The organism is Pseudomonas sp. 2725 (genome assembly GCF_050434585.1).
GTDB classification, from domain to species: domain Bacteria; phylum Pseudomonadota; class Gammaproteobacteria; order Pseudomonadales; family Pseudomonadaceae; genus Aquipseudomonas; species Aquipseudomonas jessenii.
Map to the genome: position 1 here is coordinate 33675 of NZ_JBNDIV010000009.1, position 17421 is coordinate 51095.

The window sequence follows — 17421 nt, forward strand, 5'->3', positions numbered from 1 at the left end:
AGGCCAATCACTTCGGAACCGGAAACGCGTGCCATACTCCAACGCACTCCGATTCAGACAGATGAAGCCGCACATGCACAAAGGATTGATTCGCGCCATCGGCGCCTTGTTGACTGCTCTGGCCCTCTACAGCTTGCTGGGTTTTCTGATTTTACCGGGTGTCGCGTTGCGCGTTGCCAACCAGCAACTGGCCAACTACGCCACCACACCCGCGACCATCCAGCGGATCGAATTCAATCCGTTCAGCCTTGAACTGACCCTTTGGGGCTTGAACATCGGCGAACCCGGCAAGGAGCAGGTCGGTTTCGAGCGCCTGTACGCCAATCTGCAATTCGACAGCCTGTGGACCAAGGCGGTGCACCTGTCTGATGTCGAACTGACCAAGCCCAAGACCGAAATCCTGTTCAGCAAGGACGGCAAACTCAATCTGCTCGGGCTGTTCAAACTGCCAGAGAGCGAACCCACGCCGGCCGACCCGGATGCCAAGCCGTTTCCACTGCGCATCGAGCGGATCAAACTGGCGGGCGGCGCCGTGCATTTTGAAGATGCCCGGCCCAGCGAGCCCATCGAGTTTCTCTACGACACACTCGATTTCGAACTGAAGAACCTCAGTACCCTGCCCGATGACAGCGCAGACATGACCCTGGTGGCCGTCGGCCCCAATGGCGGACAGATCGACTGGACCGGCAACTTCAGCCTGATCCCGATCGCCTCCGAAGGTAAGCTGAAAATCACTGACGGCAAGATGAAAGCCTTTTGGCCCTATGTGCGCGATGCCGTGCCACTGGATCTCGAAAACGGCGTCATGAGCATCAGCACCGACTACAAACTCAACCTGGCCAAGGAAACCGAGCTGCTACTGAGCAATGTGGCGGTCAGCATCGCCCCCTTCGCGATCAAGGCTCCGGATGGCCGGCCGCTGGTAAAGCTCGAGCGCCTGGACGTCAGCGAAACCACCGTGGACCTGGCCAAGCAGCAAGTGGTGGTGGGCAAGATCCGCAGCCACAAACTGGAAACCTGGGCCGCGCTGGAATCGGACGGCCAACTCGACTGGCAGAAACTGTTCGCCAGCCAGCCGGCCAAACCCGCTGCCAAAGCCAAGGCGGATGCCGAACCGACCGGCACTCCGGCGGCGGCAGACTCACCGAAACCTGAACCGGCCGCACCAGACAAACCCTGGCAAGTGCTGCTCAAGGATGTGCAACTGCGCGACTACAAGGTGCATCTGGCTGACCGCAAGGCACAACCCGCCGTCGCCCTGGAACTGAGTCCGCTGAACCTCGACCTGCAAAATTTCGACAGCCTCAACGGTTCCCCCTTTACCCTCAAGCTCGATACCGGTGTAGGCAAGCAAGGCAAGATCATGGCCGACGGCGAGGTCAACCTGGCCCCGGTCAGCGCCAGGCTGAAGGTACAGACCAAGGACATCGACCTGCGGGTTGCCCAGTCCTACATCACGCCGTTCATTCGCCTGGAACTGCGCAGCGGCATGCTCGGCAGCGATCTGGCGGTCGACCTGAAAAGCACCGAGCCCTTGGCCTTCGGCGTCACCGGCCGTGCCCAGGTCGATCAGTTGCATACCCTGGACACCTTGAAAACCCGCGACTTCCTCAAGTGGCAGCAGGTCGTGGTCGAAGGCCTGAACTATCAGCATGGGGACAGCCTGTCGATCGACAAGATCAACCTGTTCCAGCCCTATGCGCGCTTCATGATCAACGATGATCGCACCACCAACATCGATGACCTGCTGATTCCACAGCCAGCGGATTCCGGGGCAAAAACGGCGGCGAACAAACCGGCCAGCAACGAAAAACCGCTGGGCATCCACATCGGCGGCATTTTCATCAATGACGGTTCGGCCAACTTTGCCGACTTCAGCCTGACCCCGAACTTCGCCACCGCCATCCAGCAACTCAATGGGCAGATCGGCACCATCGACAGCCGCCGGCCGAAACCGGCCAGTGTCGACGTCAAGGGCAAGGTCGATCGCTACGCACCGGTGACCATCAAGGGCTCGGTCAATCCGTTCGACCCGATGGCCAGCCTCGACATCGCCACCAGCTTCAAACGCGTGGAACTGACCACGCTGACGCCCTACTCCGGCAAGTTCGCCGGCTACCGTATCCGCAAGGGCCGGCTCAATCTCGACCTGCACTACCAGATCACCAAGGGTCAGCTCAAAGCTGAAAACAAAGTGGTGGTCGAACAACTGCAACTGGGTGAAAAAGTCGACAGCCCGGATGCCGTGAGCCTGCCACTGAAACTGGCCATTGCCTTGCTCAAGGACGTCGACGGCAAGATCTCCATCGAACTGCCGGTCACTGGCGACCTGAACAACCCTCAGTTCAGCGTCATGCCGATTATCTGGCAGACCCTGCGCAACCTGATCGTCAAGGCCGCGGCAGCACCGTTCAAACTCATTGGCGGCTTGGTCAACGGTGGTGGTTCGGAAGACCTGGGCAGCGTTTCATTCGCAGCCGGTTCCAGCGAATTGAGCAAGGACGCCGAAGGCGCCCTAGACAAACTGTCCAAGGCGCTCAAGGAACGCCCGGCCCTGCGCCTGGAAATCGAAGGCACCGCCGCCCAGAGCAGCGATGGCCCGCTGATCGCCGAACAACGCCTGGAGCGTGAATACCAGTACAACTACTACAAAATGCTCCAGCGCCGCGGTGACAAGGTCCCGGCCCAGGCTTCGTTGCTGGAAGTGCCGGACGGAGAAAAGGGCCCGCTGCTCGAAGGTATCTACCGCACCCGCCTGAAAACCCAGCCCCCTGCCGAATGGAAGGACCTGGGCAAGGAAGAACGCACCGCGAAAATGCGTGCCGAGGTGATCAAGTTCTGGAGTGCCAGCGACGTACTGTTGCGTCAACTGGGCCAGGAACGCGCCAGCAGCATCAAGGATTATCTGGTCGACAAGGCCCAGTTGGAAGATGACCGGGTGTACTTCATCGATGCCAATCTGGGCGAGGCGCAAAGCGACGGCCGCGTGGTGACGCCGATGCATCTGGATGCCGAGTGATGCATCGGCAGCTGGCAGGCTTGGCTCTGGCGCTCTCCGTCAGTCAGGCCTGGGCGGCCGATACCCTGCGCTGTGGCAGCCAGTTGATCAGCGTCGGCGACCGCTCGAGTGAGGTCGTGCAGAAATGCGGTGAGCCGGTCAGCCGCGACTTGCTGGGGTACAAGCGCAGTGCCGATCGACGCGAGGAGTTTCAGGTCGAGGAGTGGACCTACGGACCGAATGGCGGGATGTATCAATACTTGCGGTTCGAAGGTAATCGGTTGAAGCAGATCACCAGTAAACGCGGAAATTGATTAGCACTATCCAATGTGGGAGCGGGCTTGCTCGCGAAGGCGATAGATCAGTCAACTTATTGGTTGAATGACACACCGCTTTCGCGAACAAGCCCGCTCCCACATTGGGTTTTCAGCGTTACATATAGAACAGGCCCCGGCAATAAATGCGCGGGGCCTGTGACGGCCACATCCTTATGGCCCTTCGCATGAACACTCAGGTTGCAACAGACGTATGACTCTGCCCGTCTGTCGCGCCTTCTCCCGGTCCAGGCGAGAAGCCTTGCCTTACTCGGCTTTGAGGCCGTCAGCGGAGACCGCTTTGACGCCTTTGATTTTCTTGGTGATGGCCACAGCCGCTTCTTTTTGCGAATCGGTCACGGCGGTGGTCGACGACAGCGATACCACGCCTTTTTTGGTTTCAACTTTGATGTCGCTACCTGGAATGCCTTTTTCAGTCATCAGGTCAGCCTTGACTTTGGTGGTGATCCAGGTATCGGAAGTATCTTCTTTCACTTCGGTCATTTCACCGGCAGCCAGCACCATTGGCGACTGGGTTGCCTGGGTGGTTTGAGCAAACGCGGCGTTGGCCATGGTCAGGGTCAGCGCGGTAGCAGCAGCGGCAGTGATAGCGAACTTCTTCATACGAGTAACTCCTGTTTTTCGGAAAGTCTGCCGGATGTCTTGTCGGCAGGGTTACCAAGGGTATTGCGAACGCTGTGCCAACTTTGAAACAAAGATAAAAACCTTAAAAATCAAAAAGTTATGAAATCAGCCAATTTTCGGAATCATGCAAAATGCACGAGAAGCAGAAACACTGCATGCAAGTTGCGGGTTTATGGAAAGTTCCTAAGATGCTGAAATTTCTGAGCTTTATCTGCAACATTTGACGACGGGTCGACAAACAGGAAAATCCCCGCAAAAGCGGGGACTTGATTCAGCAATTCATGCCGCAGAACCGGAACACCCTTTAGGCAAGTAATCCTCGGAAACGCTGCTTTTACATGACCAGCCTTTGGTTTCGTCCCGTGTCAGGGTGACGGTTTTGCCCTGGACCACCCCCGGGGCATTGTGCAACGTACAAACGATTGATCCCGCTCCCGCTGGCGTTGTAGCCGTCACAGACAGGGCGCAGTGGTTGGTCGATGTCTTGCCGGCCGGCGCCACGTTGGCAATTGTCGGGGTTTCCCCCTGGTTGATCACATCCTCGAACGGCACCTTCATTGCAGTCAGCTCAGCCATCGCCGCCGTGACCTTGGCCCGTGCCTGGTACTTGGAATACATCGGCAGGCCCAGGGTTGCCAGGATCCCGATGATCGCCACCACGACGAGCAACTCGATCAGGGTAAAACCTTTTTGATTGTTCATTTACAAGCTCCATGCATGAGTCGAAGGCTCATGACCTGCCCCATGGCAGCACAGCCTGTGCCAAGGCCAGAAGCCCCTGTTGGCAGGGGGCATGGTGGCCGCAAAGCCCTTACTTGCTACCAGGATCAGTACTATCTGACGTTTTTTGTCACATCACCCCTGCGGGTTTGGCCCCATCCTTTGACTAGGCTATAAGAGCAATTCAATCGGAATACCCAGGACTGAACATGGCGGTCAAAGCAGCGAAAATCAGCGTGTATGCATGGGAAGGCATCGACCGCAAAGGCACAAAAGTGACCGGCGAACTCAGCGCTCAAAACCCGGCGCTGATCAAGGCGAAACTGCGCAAGCAAGGCATCAGTCCGGGCAAGGTTCGCAAAAAAAACCATTCGGTTTTCAGCATGGGCAAGCGTATCAAGGCCCAGGACATTGCCCTGTTCACCCGGCAAATGGCGACGATGATGAAGGCCGGCGTGCCGTTGTTGCAGTCCTTCGACATCATCGGCGAGGGCTTCGACAATCCGGCCATGCGCAAGCTGGTGGACGAACTGAAACAGGAAGTTGCGGCAGGCAGCAGTTTCGCCGCCGCCCTGCGCAAGAAGCCCCGGTATTTCGATGAGCTGTATTGCAACCTGGTGGATGCCGGCGAGCAGGCCGGTGCCCTCGACACCCTTTTGGAGCGAGTCGCGACCTACAAGGAAAAAAGCGAAAGCCTCAAGGCCAGGATCAGGAAAGCCATGACCTACCCGCTGGTGGTGGTGTTCGTCGCGACGATTGTCACCGGGATTCTGCTGGTCAATGTCGTGCCGCAGTTCGAATCGGTGTTCAAAGGCTTTGGCGCCGAACTGCCGGCCTTCACCGTGATGGTCATTGGCCTCTCGCAATTCATGCAAGCCTGGTGGTGGGTGGTCCTTGTCACGCTGATCACGATGACCTTCGGCGTACGCCACGCCCTCAGGACATCCCCGGCCTTGCGTGACCGGATGGACACCTGGCTGCTGAAACTGCCGCTGGTGGGCACCCTGATGCACAAGTCCGCCGTGGCCCGGTTCGCCCGTACACTGTCGACCACTTTCGCAGCGGGTGTACCGCTGGTGGAGGCCCTGGAATCAGTGGCCGGTGCGACCGGCAATAGCGTGTTCAAGCGCGCGGTATTGCGCATCCGGCAGGACATCTCGACCGGCATGCAATTGCATTTCGCCATGCGCACCTGCGGCGTCTTTCCGAACATGGCGATACAAATGACTGCAATTGGCGAAGAGTCCGGCACCCTGGACGCTATGCTCGACAAAGTCGCGGGGTTCTACGAAGACAACGTCGATAACATGGTCGATAACCTCACCAGCCTGATGGAGCCGTTCATCATGGTGGTGCTGGGTGTTATCGTCGGTGGACTGGTAGTTGCCATGTACCTGCCCATCTTCCAACTTGGCTCAGCGATCTGACATGCCCTTGAATGAAATCCTGACTCAATCTGCGCTGGCCTTTGTCCTTCTCGCAGGCATCACCGGCCTGCTGGTCGGCAGCTTCCTCAATGTCGTGATCTGGCGCCTGCCAAAAATGCTCGAACGCGACTGGCGCGAGCAGGCCCATGACATTCTCGGGCTGCCAGGCGAAACGCCGCTGCCGACCTACAACCTGTTGCTGCCCCACTCCCAGTGCCCGCACTGCGGTCACCGCATCCGCGCCTGGGAAAACATCCCGCTGCTCAGTTATGTGTTTTTGCGCGGCCGCTGCTCAGCCTGTGCGGCCGCGATCAGCCCGCGCTATCCGTTGACCGAACTGGCCTGCGGCCTGTTGTCGGCATTTGTTGCCTGGCACTTCGGCTTCGGTTGGCCCGCCTGCCTGATGCTGGTCCTGAGCTGGGGTTTGCTGGCGATGAGCCTGATCGACGCCGAGCATCAGATATTGCCGGACGTACTGGTGCTGCCGTTGATATGGCTGGGGTTGATCGTCAACAGTTTCGGCCTGTTCGTCTCGTTGCATGAGGCGCTTTGGGGGGCGATAGCCGGCTACAGCCTGCTGTGGTCGGTGTTCTGGCTGTTCAAGCTGATCACGGGCAAGGACGGCATGGGCTACGGTGATTTCAAGTTGCTGGCGATGCTGGGCGCCTGGGGTGGCTGGCAGATTTTGCCGCTGACCATCCTGCTGTCCTCGCTGGTGGGGGCCATTATCGGGCTGATGCTGCTGCGCTGGCGCAATGCAAAAACCTCGACGCCGATCCCTTTCGGTCCCTATCTGGCCATTGCCGGCTGGATTGCGTTGCTCTGGGGTGGTCAAATAACCGACCTCTATTGGCAGTTTGTCGGTTTGAAATGAATAGCCCTGTGGAAAAACCCTGGATTCTCGGCCTGACCGGCGGCATCGGCAGCGGCAAAAGTGCGGCCGCCCAACACTTCATCGATCTTGGCGTGCATGTGGTCGACGCCGATCATGCCGCTCGCTGGGTCGTTGAACCCGGTCGCCCGGCACTGGCACAAATCGCCGAACACTTCGGCCCCGGCGTCCTGCAGGCCGACGGGCAACTGGACCGCGCCGCGCTACGCAAATTGATTTTCGAAGTGCCAGAAGAACGCCGCTGGCTGGAGGCCCTCCTGCATCCGCTGATCGGCGAAGAAATCGCTCACCACCTGGCGCTGGCAAAATCGCCTTATGCGATTCTGGTTTCGCCGCTGCTGATCGAGTCCGGGCAATACGCCATGACCCAACGGGTGCTGGTGATCGATGCCCCCGAACAATTGCAGATCGAGCGTACCCTGCAACGTGACCAGACCAGCGAGCAGCAAGTCCAGGCGATCCTCAAGGCCCAGTCCAGCCGTCAGGATCGCGTGAACCATGCCGACGACGTCGTGGTCAACGACCGCGACCTTGCCTGGCTGCACAGCGAGGTCGAACGCCTGCATCATTTTTATCTTTCTTTGCGTGGAGGCCAGTCATGAGCCAACCAACAACCGTCGACTGCCCAACCTGTGGCGCCCCCGTGGAATGGACCGCCGAGAGCAAATTCCGGCCATTCTGCTCCGACCGCTGCAAACTGATCGACCTGGGTGCCTGGGCGTCCGAAGAACACAAGATTCCAGTGGCACCCGATGCCGAGGACGAGATGTTCAGCGGTGACTTCGACCCGCGCCATTGATCCATCGAGTGGGCGATTCCAGGTTTTGATGCGGATCAGGACTTGGGATCGTCGTCCTTCCAGGGAGCCGAGAGGTAGCGCGTGCGGTTGAACGTCTCAAGCCACTCCGGACAAAACACGACCAGCGCACTGACGATCATGCCGTTGATAAACGCTTCGGGAAAAATGATCAGCCATAGATATCCGACAAAATCTTCCAGCCAGTACGGCATGGCAAAACGCTCGTCGAACCATAACAACCAAAGCGCCAGCAGCAGACACAGCAACGCCGACAGCGCGGCGGCAAAAAATCCGGAAACGAAGATATACACGAAGGGATTTCGTGGCTGCGCCCTCTCCACCAGAATGGCGCAGCACTCGGTGACCAGCACCGGCAACGCGATCAACAGCGCGCCATTGATCCCGACCGCCACCAGGTCCTGTCGCCCGAGCAACACCAGCCCCGTTTGCGCCACCAGGCCACCCACCAGCGCCAGCGGCCAGTCCAGCAGTAGCGTCACTGCGGTCATGCCGATGAAGTGGTAAGACACCCCGGTATCAAAGTCGCGCCGCACCAGCCACAACAGAAACAGCGCAAACACCGTTCCAAAGAGCAGATGCTGACGACGGCTGTCGGTGAACAGTTCAACCCACGGCGCGCGACAGATCGCCCAGATCAAAACCGGCACATAGATCAGCCAGCCGACCGCAAGGGTTTGCGATGACAGCAACTCTGCACCGATCATGGCTAGGTGCGCCTCCCAGGCGAAGAACAACAGGCACTCAGTCTACACCGCCGCCCGCATGCCCTTCGACTTCAAGCCCAATGCTGCGGATCGTTCATCACCGCGTCATGTTCGGCGAACAGCTTCGGTAGCTCAGACTTGAGAAAGTCCACCCAGGTGCGGACCTTGGCATCGAGAAAGCGTCGCGAAGGATACAGCGCATACACATTGCGCTCGCGCAGGCGCCATGCAGGTAACACACGCAGCAAAGTACCGTCGCTCAAGGGCCGCGTCGCGGTGTAGAACGGCAGCAGGCTGATGCCCATGCCCGCCTCCGAAGCCTTGACCATCGACTCGGCAACATTGCACTGAAAGGTCTTGGCCGGGCTGACGGCGTGCTCGCCGTCCTGGTCCTGGAAAAGCCATTGATCGCCGTACAGCGGGTCGAGCATGCGCAGGCAATGATGATCGCTCAGCGCCAGCGGCTGCTGCGGCACACCCCGGCGTCGCAGATAGGCCGGGGAGGCACAGGGCACGCTGTAGATCTGCCCGATGGCTTGCGCAACCATTTGCGAATCGGCAAGTTCCGGAGCGATCGAAATCACCACATCGTGCCCTTCCTCCAGCGGATCGGGATTGCGCTGCGACAAGGTCAGCTCGAACACCACATCGGGATAAAGCTCGCTGTAGCGGGCGATCAACGGCGTGAGCAGCACACCCAGGCCGTTCATGCTGTGCACCCGCAGGCGTCCGGCCGGATTGATATGAGCGCCGCGGGCCTCGGCCGTCGCCTCATCCATGGCCTCGACGATTTGCCGGCTGCGCAGCAGGAAGCGCTCGCCGGCGTCGGTCAGGCTCAAGCGCCGCGTGGTGCGTTGTAGCAGACGCGCCTGTACATGTTCCTCCAGATCCGCCACCAATCGGGATACCTGCGCGGTCGACAGATCCAGCGCATCGGCAGCCCCGGTGAAACTGGCGCAGTCCACCACCCGGATGAATACGCGCAAGTTGTTAAGCACATCCATAAGCCCCCCTCGGGCGATGACTGTTACGTTTTATGTAAGGCTGCATCCGCCGTTCGCCCCTTTATCCGTCGGTGGCAAAGACTAAAATTCAGACATCAAAACCGACACGGAGCACGCCAACATGAAAACGTTGATCAGCCTGTTGCTGACCGTCATCGCCACCTCGGCCATGGCCGCTGACAACGAGCCCCTCGCAGTCCTGTACAACCCGGCGCAGCCACTGGACATCGCCAGCGTGGTTTCTGTGTCGAACACCGCGACAGCGTGCGGGGTCGTACCGGCGACCATGGTGTATGTCGATCATCAAGGCCAGACCCACCGTGTGACCTACAACGTCATGGGGGATTGCACCAGCAACCTGTGATCACCGGGCTCACAGCAAGGTCCACGTGTAGCTGAGGATCAAGCGGTTCTCGTCGATATCACTGCGGTAGTTTGAACGCGCCATCGCATTGCGCACGCGAATGCCCAAACCTTTGAGGCTGCCGCTCTGCAACACATAGCCGATGTCCAGGTCACGTTCGCGATCCTTGCCCTCATAGCCCTTGCCGGTATCGACATTGTTGCCGCTGATGTAGCGCACGGTACTGGTCAGCCCCGGTACGCCGAGCGCCGCGAAGTCGTAGTCGTAACGCGCCTGCCAGGAACGCTCATCGGTGAAGGCGAACTCGTAGGTCGGCACCTCGTTGCCCAGTGGAGAGATGTTGGCAAATACCCGTGGAAATGCACTGTCGCCGAACATGCCCTGATAGCCGACGTAAAACGTATGACCGCCACGCTTGGCCGATAGCAGCGAGAAGAACGCCTGGTTGTCGATGTTGCCCAGCAGTTTTTTGCCGTCCTCGCGCGAATCGTAGTAACCGAGGTTGGCGCCGAGGATCCAGTCGCCCACCGGCTCACTGTGCTTTAAACCCAGAAAACGCTGGTTGTAGATATCTTCCAGTTGCCCGTACCAGGCACTGACTGAGCTGCGCTTGTCGTTGAAGACATAGTCAGCGCCGGCAAAATTGAAACCGTCACTGCTGACCTGACGCTGCGGCACGTGACCCAGCATCGCCTGCATTTTTTCGTCGCCAGCCTCGTTGCGCAGGCTGGTTGAACTCAAGTGACCACCCTGCACAGTCAGGCCATTGATCTCGTTGGAGGTGATGCTTGCGCCCTGATAACTGGGTGGCAGCAGGCGAATATCGCTGAATGCCAACACCGGCAGGTTGGGTTGCAACTCACCGACTTTCAGCTCGGTTTTGGAGTAGCGCATCTTCAACGCGCCTTCCAGACGGCTGTAGTTGTCTGCCGCGCGGCCGTCGTCCTGCACCGGCAACAAACCGGTATTGGTCCGGTCCGGAGCGCTGTCGAGCTTGAGACCGAGCAAGCCGATGACGTCCATCCCAAACCCGACGGTGCCCTGGGTGTATCCAGACTTCACGTTGAGGATGAAACCCTGGGCCCACTCTTCAGCCTTCGATTGCTGGTTGGCGCCGACGATGTCGGAATAGTCGCGACTGAAGTAGTAATTGCGCGCCTGCAACGTCGCGCTGGTGTCTTCGATAAAGCCTTTTTCAGCGGCCATCGTGCCTGTGGAAAAACTCGAGACGACAGCCAGGGACAACACCGAACCGGTTGTTGGGAGAATCTGTTTCATCGTTTTTCTCTTATTGTTATTGATCGACTGGTTGAAAGACTTCAGTTGCAGTGGATTTGCGACGGGGAACGGGACGACGGGCGCTCAACAGCACATGGGTGACCATGCCGAAAATCAGCCCCCAGAAAGCGGCAGACAAACCGAACAACGACATGCCCGAAGCCGTGACCAGAAAGGTCACCAGTGCGGCTTCACGATCGCTCGGCACCGCCATCGCGCCGGTCAACGCGCCGGCAATGGCGGCGAACAAGGCCAGCCCGGCCAGCGCCGCGATCAACTCTTTGGGGAACGCTGAAAACAGCGAGACCAGCGTGGCGCCGAAGATCCCCAGCAGCAGGTAGCACAGGCCGCCGACGACCCCGGCCACGTAGCGTTTGCGAGGATCTTCGTGAGCTTCGCGACCGGTGCAGATCGCCGCGGTGATCGCCGCCAGATTCAGCCCATGGCAACCAAACGGCGCCAGCAATGCGGTGCCCAGCGCGCTACTGGCGATGATCGGGCTCGCTGGCGTCGGATAGCCACTGGCGCGCAGCACCGCCATGCCGGGCACGAACTGACCGGTCAGCGCCACCATCACCAGCGGCAAGGCAATGTTCAGGATCGCGCCCAGACTGAACTCGGGCGTGAACCACACCGGCGTGGCCAGGTCGATCACCAGCGCTTCACGATGTAAATCACCGGTGAACGCGGCAATCGAACAGCCCATCAGCAGCACCATCATCACCGCATAACGCGGCATCACACGCTTGCAGATCAGGTAGCAGGCAAACATCGCCAGGACCAGCAACGGCTTGCGCTGCATCGACACGAACAAGCCAGTGCCGAAACTGAACAGGATCCCCGCCAGCATCGCCGCCGCGATGGCGGCGGGCAGCTTGCTGATGATCCGGTCGAAAGCGCCCGAGATGCCAACCACGAAAATGATCAGGCTGCTGACCAGATACGCCCCCACCGCCTCTGCCATGGAGATGTCCGGCAACAGCGTCACCAGCAACGCCGAGCCCGGCGCCGACCAGGCGATGATCACCGGAACGCGGTAGCGCAGGCTCAAACCGATACCGAGCACGGCACTGCCAATGGAGATCGCCCAGATCCAGGACGACAACACTTCCCGCGAAAGATGTGCCTCTTCTGCCGCCTGAAAGATGATCACCAACGGGCCGGCGTAGGAAATCACCGTGGCAATGAATCCAGCCACGGCGGCTGACAACGAGAAGTCCTGGAAAAACGCTTTCATGATTCAGGCACCGGTCGCTGACAACGCTGGGTTGACGCCCGCAACGCTGCGTCGGCTGCTGATGGCGAACACGGTCATGGCCAGGGTCGCCACCGCACCGGGCAAGGCAAACGCCATGAAGTTCAGTTGCAGGGGCAAGCTGATCCCGAGCAAGGCACCACCCAGCAGCGGACCGACGATGGCCCCGTTGCGCCCAATGCCCGACGCCCAGCCCAGACCGGTAGACCGAATCGTCATGGAGTAAAACTGCGCGGCACAGGCGTACAAAAGAATCTGCGAGCCAATGGTGGTGGCACCCGCAATGGCGATCAGCAAGTACAACACCGGCATCGGGCTGTTGAAGCCCAACAGCGTGATCGACACCGCCGCCATGGCGAAAAACACCGCCAGCACTCTCGGCAGATTGAGTTTGTCGCCCAGCACCCCGCCACCGACCGCGCCGAAGATCGCCCCGAAGTTCAACACCAGCAGGAACGACAGGCTCGAACCCAGGCTGTAACCGGCGTTGGCCATCAGTTTCGGCAGCCAGGAACTCAGCGCGTACACCATCAACAGGCAGCAGAAAAACGCCAGCCACAGCATCAGCGTGCGCAGCGCACGGCCTTCACGGAACAACTGCAACACTGGGGTGCCCGTGCCTTTCACTTCGGCCATGTGCAATTGATCAGAGGTTTGCGCGACGTAGGCCGGATCGATGCGCTGAAGAATATTGCGCGCCTCTTCATTACGCCCCTGACGCAACATGAAGCCCACCGATTCGGGCAGGAAATACATGATCAGCGGCAACAACAGCAACGGCAGGACCGCCACGTAAAACACCGACTGCCAGCCGAAACTCGGGATCAGCACAATGCCCAGTCCGGCGGACAGCATGCCGCCCACCGAGTAACCGCTGAACATGATCGCGACCAGAGTGCTGCGGATTTTTTTCGGCGCGTACTCGTTCATCAGTGCCACGACGTTAGGCATCACGCCGCCAATGCCGAGCCCGGCAATGAAGCGACAGAGGCCGAACTCGGTGGGGTTTCGGGCGAAACCATTGAGTACGGTGAAGCCACTGAAGAGCATCACGCAGATCGTGATGGCTTTTTTGCGACCGATCCTGTCCGACAGCGGACCGAAGAACAGCGCACCGAACATCATGCCGAACAGTGCATAGCTGCCCAGTGCACCGGCTTGCAGAGGACTGAGCCCCCACTCTTTCATCAGCATCGGCAAGACCACGCCGTAGATCACCAGATCGTAACCGTCGAAGATGATGATCAGGGCACACCAGAACAGCACCATCCAGTGAAAGCGGTTGAAACGAGCGTTGTCGATAACCTCATGTACGTCGATCTTGCGCATGGCATATATCTCTTGTTGTTGTTTTTTTAGAGCGGCGGTAACACGGCTTACGTCCGTACAGCCGAGGGTAGAGCCGCCCGATACGTGGCAATATCCAGTGCGCGCAGATCACTATCCATTTTGTGCAGGGCCCTGAAACGGGCATGGGAGCGGGAGGCATTGACCCTCTCCGACAAATTGTCTTCTTTGCGATCACATTTGAACGCTAAGCTTGGGCCTATGGATGACTCAGATTACTTACGCCTGCTGACCATCGCGGCCGAGCAAGCCAACGCGTTCCTGTCCAATGCCCGCAAGTGGGAGCGTGAGCGTTGGGTCTGCCAGCGCCTGCTGCAAGGCTTGAACATTCCCTATCGCGCCGATGAGTTCGCCCCCGCCGGGGAGCCGCCGGATGTGTTGTTTCGCGATGCCAGTTTCGAGGTGTTCTTCGTGCTCGACGAGGGCCGGCGCCTCAACGATGAATGGCGCGACGAATTGCAACGCCGACGCAGCGCGTTTTCCCTGAGCCAACTGGTGCGCCGCGAGGCCAAGCCACGACGCATCCCCGCCAACGAGTTCTTGCTGCGATTGGCGCCGACCTTGCGCAAAAAAGCGCACAACTACAAAGAGCGCGGCATGGATCTGGGTGAATTGGACATCATTGCCTTCGCCAGCCTCAAACGCGAAGTGCTGGACCTCAACAGCCATTTCCCGCCGCCGACCGAATACCTGCGCCAGGGCTGGCGCTCGCTGTCATTGGTTGGGCCGACATTCGCCCGCGTGCTGTTCGCTCACCCGGATGCGCCGGACTTCTTGCGCAGCAACCTGGGGCGCAGCATTGTGTTCGACGTCGGGATCAGTCTGTGAGCCCGCTGCAGGAGCTGATCGCCGAGGTGCCACAACAGGGTCGTGTACGCTGGATCGGCGTGCGCCCGCAATCACGTTCGGCGATGCTTGCACTCGATGCCGTGGAAGCGCGCCTGGAGGCCGGCCTGACCGGCGACCACGCCCGCCCCGGCGTGCGCAATGCGCGGCAGGTAACGCTGATTCAGTGGGAGCACCTGGCAGTGATCAGTTCACTGATGGGGCGAGCACAGGATCATCCGGTCCGGCCTGAAGATCTGCGGCGCAATCTCGTTATCAGTGGCATCAACCTGTTCAGCCTCAAGGGCCGCCGCTTCCGGATCGGCCAGGCAACGTTCGAAACCACCGGCTGGTGCCAGCCCTGCGCGCGTCTGGAAAGCAACCTGGGCATCGGCACCTTTCAGGCCGTGCGCGGACATGGCGGAATCACTGCCCGGGTGTTACAAAGTGGCATCATTCGCCTGGACGACATCGTTAGCGTCGAACCCATTGCGGACAGCGGCTATGCTGCGTTCAACCCTGGGTAAAAACACTGTAGCTTCTACACATTCAGCAACGTCTACTCCTGACGAGGCCCGATATGACCAGCCGCCTGAACCCCGACGACCAAAAGCATGTCGAAGAGTACCTGCAGTTGTCCCAGCACCAAGTCGAGCGCCGGCCTTTCCGGCCGTGGATGCTCCTTGTACTGGTATTGGCAGTGACCATTGGTCTGGGCCTGTTGAGCCGACTTATCAGTTACCTGACGCTATGAGCTGCCTTGCGCTCGCTCGGGTAATTGCACCGATTTCCTTTAGCCTTGCGAGTTATCCCCATGTCCCATCGTATTGTCATTGTCGGCGGCGGCGCCGGCGGTCTGGAGTTGGCTACCCGTCTGGGTAAGACTCTGGGCAAGCGCGGTACGGCCAGCGTGATGCTGGTCGACGCGAACCTGACCCACATCTGGAAACCCTTGTTGCACGAAGTGGCGGCCGGTTCCCTGAACTCTTCCGAAGACGAACTCAACTATGTCGCCCAGGCCAAATGGAACCACTTCGAGTTCCAGCTGGGGCGCATGAGCGGGCTCGATCGCGCGAAGAAAAAAATCCAGCTGGCCGCCACCTACGACGAAGCCGGTCTGGAGCTGGTGCCGGCCCGCGAAGTGCCTTACGACTCGCTGGTGATCTCCGTCGGCAGCACCACCAATGATTTCGGCACCCAGGGCGCGGCGCAACACTGCCTGTTCCTCGACACCCGCAAACAGGCCGAGCGTTTCCACCAGCAACTGCTCAATCACTATTTGCGCGCGCACGCCGGTCAGACCGACACGATCGAGCAAATCAGCGTGGCCATCGTCGGCGCCGGTGCCACCGGGGTCGAACTGGCCGCAGAACTGCACAACGCCGCCCACGAATTGGCAGCCTATGGTCTGGACCGGATCAAACCGGAAAACATGCACATCACCCTGATCGAAGCCGGTCCACGGGTGCTGCCGGCGCTGCCGGAGCGCATTGGCGGGCCTGTGCATAAAACCCTGGAGAAACTCGGGGTCAACGTCATGACCAATGCCGCTGTCAGCGAAGTGACGGCCGACAGCCTGATCACCGCCGACGGCAACGAAATCAAGGCCAGCCTGAAAGTCTGGGCCGCGGGGATTCGCGCACCGGGTTTCCTCAAGGACATCGATGGCCTGGAAACCAACCGCATCAATCAGCTGCAAGTGCTGCCGACCCTGCAAACCACCCGTGACGAAAACATCTTCGCGTTCGGTGATTGCGCCGCCTGCCCGCAACCGGGTAGCGACCGCAATGTGCCGCCACGCGCCCAGGCCGCTCACCAACAGGCTTCGCTGCTGGCCAAATCGTTGAAACTGCGCATCGAAGGCAAGGCGTTGCCGGAGTACAAGTACACCGACTACGGCTCGCTGATCTCGCTGTCGCGTTTTTCGGCTGTGGGTAACTTGATGGGCAACCTCACCGGCAGCGTGATGCTCGAAGGCTGGCTGGCGCGGATGTTCTACGTGTCGCTGTACCGCATGCACCAGATGGCGCTGTACGGGCCGTTCCGCACAGCGATGCTGATGCTGGGCAGCAAGATCGGTCGCGGCACCGAGCCGCGCCTCAAGTTGCACTAACACCTCAACCACTGTGGGAGCGAGCTTGCTCGCGATAGCGGTCTGGCATTCAGTACATGTGTTGAATGTCAGGCCGTCATCGCGAGCAAGCTCGCTCTCACACTGGTTTTGCGGCGTTCTTGAGTTTCCTGCGGACAAAAAAAATCCCCGTATCTTTCGATACGAGGATTTTTAATATGGTCGGGGTAAGGGGATTCGAACTCCTGACATCCTGCTCCCAAAGCAGGCGCGCTACCGGACTGCGCTATACCCCGGTAAAAAAAAGGCACCTTTGAAAGGCGCCTTCTTCGATCAGCGCTTTTGGCCTCTGATCTTAAGATTCGATTCCAGCGCTAACTGGTTTCAAAAATGGTGGGTCGTGTGGGATTCGAACCTACGACCAATTGGTTAAAAGCCAACTGCTCTACCAACTGAGCTAACGACCCAAAAATGGTCGGGGTAAGGGGATTCGAACTCCTGACATCCTGCTCCCAAAGCAGGCGCGCTACCGGACTGCGCTATACCCCGGTTTGAAATTGGCTCCGTGACCAGGACTCGAACCTGGGACCCAATGATTAACAGTCATTTGCTCTACCGACTGAGCTATCACGGAACTACACATTTCAATTTACAACTTTGAAGCTTTACTGCGTTCTCTTCAACCCGTTCGCATCGCTGCGTTCGTGTGTCTGAGGCGCGCTATTCTACAATCTTCAGCACCTCTGTCAACCCCCTA

18 protein-coding genes and 4 tRNA genes are annotated in these 17421 nt (G+C 59.3%); 11 read left to right on the top strand and 11 right to left on the bottom strand.

All coding sequences use genetic code 11. The annotated features are described in order from the left end of the window. Positions 1–61 precede the first annotated feature (61 nt). Together ABIE16_RS23940 and ABIE16_RS23945 are read left to right on the top strand one after the other, a co-directional pair. On the top strand, positions 62–3019 hold the full coding sequence (locus ABIE16_RS23940; protein ID WP_429522093.1) for a DUF748 domain-containing protein: 2958 nt from the start codon (positions 62–64) through the stop codon (positions 3017–3019). Beyond that, positions 3019–3312 carry a DUF2845 domain-containing protein gene (locus tag ABIE16_RS23945; RefSeq protein WP_173677975.1) on the top strand — a complete coding sequence of 98 codons (294 nt, stop codon included), beginning with the start codon at positions 3019–3021 and terminating at the stop codon, positions 3310–3312. Before ABIE16_RS23940 ends, ABIE16_RS23945 begins: the two co-directional genes overlap by 1 nt. A gap of 267 nt (positions 3313–3579) precedes the next feature. Here the strand turns inward: ABIE16_RS23945 and ABIE16_RS23950 are convergent, their stop codons facing one another. Both ABIE16_RS23950 and ABIE16_RS23955 read right to left on the bottom strand, forming a co-directional pair. Continuing rightward, on the bottom strand, positions 3580–3936 hold the full coding sequence (locus ABIE16_RS23950) for a BON domain-containing protein (RefSeq protein ID WP_223500415.1): 357 nt from the start codon (positions 3934–3936) through the stop codon (positions 3580–3582). A 300-nt stretch (positions 3937–4236) separates the two neighbouring features. After that, positions 4237–4659 (bottom strand): pilin, encoded by a 423-nt coding sequence (locus tag ABIE16_RS23955; protein WP_429522094.1) that lies wholly within the window; start codon positions 4657–4659, stop codon positions 4237–4239. Between the two features lie 227 nt (positions 4660–4886). On the opposite strand from ABIE16_RS23955, the gene ABIE16_RS23960 reads away from it, so the two are divergent. Genes ABIE16_RS23960 through yacG form a run of 4 tightly spaced genes read left to right on the top strand, consistent with a single transcriptional unit; the run spans position 4887 to position 7795 of the window. Then, complete coding sequence (locus tag ABIE16_RS23960; protein ID WP_429522095.1) at positions 4887–6104, top strand: type II secretion system F family protein; 1218 nt, start codon at positions 4887–4889, stop codon at positions 6102–6104. A gap of 1 nt (position 6105) precedes the next feature. Further along, positions 6106–6978 (top strand): prepilin peptidase, encoded by an 873-nt coding sequence (locus tag ABIE16_RS23965; RefSeq protein WP_102672244.1) that lies wholly within the window; start codon positions 6106–6108, stop codon positions 6976–6978. Further along, a complete protein-coding gene (gene coaE, locus ABIE16_RS23970) occupies positions 6975–7598 on the top strand; it encodes a dephospho-CoA kinase (RefSeq protein ID WP_057713261.1) in 624 nt (207 codons plus the stop codon). Before ABIE16_RS23965 ends, coaE begins: the two co-directional genes overlap by 4 nt. Then, entirely contained in the window at positions 7595–7795 is a 201-nt protein-coding gene (gene yacG, locus ABIE16_RS23975; RefSeq protein ID WP_102672246.1) for a DNA gyrase inhibitor YacG, read from the top strand. Before coaE ends, yacG begins: the two co-directional genes overlap by 4 nt. A gap of 35 nt (positions 7796–7830) precedes the next feature. Here the strand turns inward: yacG and ABIE16_RS23980 are convergent, their stop codons facing one another. Both ABIE16_RS23980 and ABIE16_RS23985 read right to left on the bottom strand, forming a co-directional pair. After that, complete coding sequence (locus ABIE16_RS23980) at positions 7831–8520, bottom strand: energy-coupling factor ABC transporter permease (protein WP_349736310.1); 690 nt, start codon at positions 8518–8520, stop codon at positions 7831–7833. 71 nt (positions 8521–8591) lie between these two features. Next, complete coding sequence (locus tag ABIE16_RS23985; protein ID WP_429522096.1) at positions 8592–9524, bottom strand: LysR family transcriptional regulator; 933 nt, start codon at positions 9522–9524, stop codon at positions 8592–8594. A gap of 121 nt (positions 9525–9645) precedes the next feature. On the opposite strand from ABIE16_RS23985, the gene ABIE16_RS23990 reads away from it, so the two are divergent. Next, complete coding sequence (locus ABIE16_RS23990) at positions 9646–9888, top strand: DUF2790 domain-containing protein (protein WP_223500404.1); 243 nt, start codon at positions 9646–9648, stop codon at positions 9886–9888. Between the two features lie 9 nt (positions 9889–9897). Here ABIE16_RS23990 and ABIE16_RS23995 read toward each other — a convergent pair whose 3' ends face one another. From ABIE16_RS23995 to ABIE16_RS24005, 3 genes are read right to left on the bottom strand one after another with little or no spacing between them, the layout of a single operon-like run. Beyond that, complete coding sequence (locus ABIE16_RS23995; RefSeq protein ID WP_429522097.1) at positions 9898–11166, bottom strand: OprD family porin; 1269 nt, start codon at positions 11164–11166, stop codon at positions 9898–9900. A 16-nt stretch (positions 11167–11182) separates the two neighbouring features. Further along, positions 11183–12403 (bottom strand): benzoate/H(+) symporter BenE family transporter, encoded by a 1221-nt coding sequence (locus tag ABIE16_RS24000; RefSeq protein ID WP_429522098.1) that lies wholly within the window; start codon positions 12401–12403, stop codon positions 11183–11185. 3 nt (positions 12404–12406) lie between these two features. After that, positions 12407–13750: an aromatic acid/H+ symport family MFS transporter gene (locus tag ABIE16_RS24005; protein ID WP_429522099.1), complete on the bottom strand. Its 1344-nt coding sequence runs from the start codon at positions 13748–13750 to the stop codon at positions 12407–12409. Positions 13751–13969: 219 nt separating this feature from the next. On the opposite strand from ABIE16_RS24005, the gene ABIE16_RS24010 reads away from it, so the two are divergent. From ABIE16_RS24010 to ABIE16_RS24025, 4 genes are read left to right on the top strand one after another with little or no spacing between them, the layout of a single operon-like run. Continuing rightward, positions 13970–14596 carry a DUF1780 domain-containing protein gene (locus tag ABIE16_RS24010; protein ID WP_007970534.1) on the top strand — a complete coding sequence of 209 codons (627 nt, stop codon included), beginning with the start codon at positions 13970–13972 and terminating at the stop codon, positions 14594–14596. Then, positions 14593–15120 (top strand): MOSC domain-containing protein, encoded by a 528-nt coding sequence (locus ABIE16_RS24015; protein WP_090451463.1) that lies wholly within the window; start codon positions 14593–14595, stop codon positions 15118–15120. The genes ABIE16_RS24010 and ABIE16_RS24015 overlap by 4 nt, the downstream gene beginning before the upstream one ends. A gap of 53 nt (positions 15121–15173) precedes the next feature. Further along, positions 15174–15347 (top strand): DUF3094 domain-containing protein, encoded by a 174-nt coding sequence (locus ABIE16_RS24020; RefSeq protein ID WP_007970531.1) that lies wholly within the window; start codon positions 15174–15176, stop codon positions 15345–15347. Between the two features lie 60 nt (positions 15348–15407). Continuing rightward, positions 15408–16706: an NAD(P)/FAD-dependent oxidoreductase gene (locus ABIE16_RS24025; protein ID WP_090451465.1), complete on the top strand. Its 1299-nt coding sequence runs from the start codon at positions 15408–15410 to the stop codon at positions 16704–16706. A 177-nt stretch (positions 16707–16883) separates the two neighbouring features. Here the strand turns inward: ABIE16_RS24025 and ABIE16_RS24030 are convergent. The 4 genes from ABIE16_RS24030 to ABIE16_RS24045 all read right to left on the bottom strand — a co-directional run bounded on the left by ABIE16_RS24030 (position 16884) and on the right by ABIE16_RS24045 (position 17298). After that, a tRNA-Pro gene (locus ABIE16_RS24030) sits at positions 16884–16960 on the bottom strand. Positions 16961–17055: 95 nt separating this feature from the next. After that, a tRNA-Lys gene (locus ABIE16_RS24035) sits at positions 17056–17131 on the bottom strand. A 5-nt stretch (positions 17132–17136) separates the two neighbouring features. Continuing rightward, a tRNA-Pro gene (locus ABIE16_RS24040) sits at positions 17137–17213 on the bottom strand. 9 nt (positions 17214–17222) lie between these two features. Then, positions 17223–17298: transfer RNA gene (locus tag ABIE16_RS24045), tRNA-Asn, on the bottom strand. Positions 17299–17421: the final 123 nt, after the last annotated feature.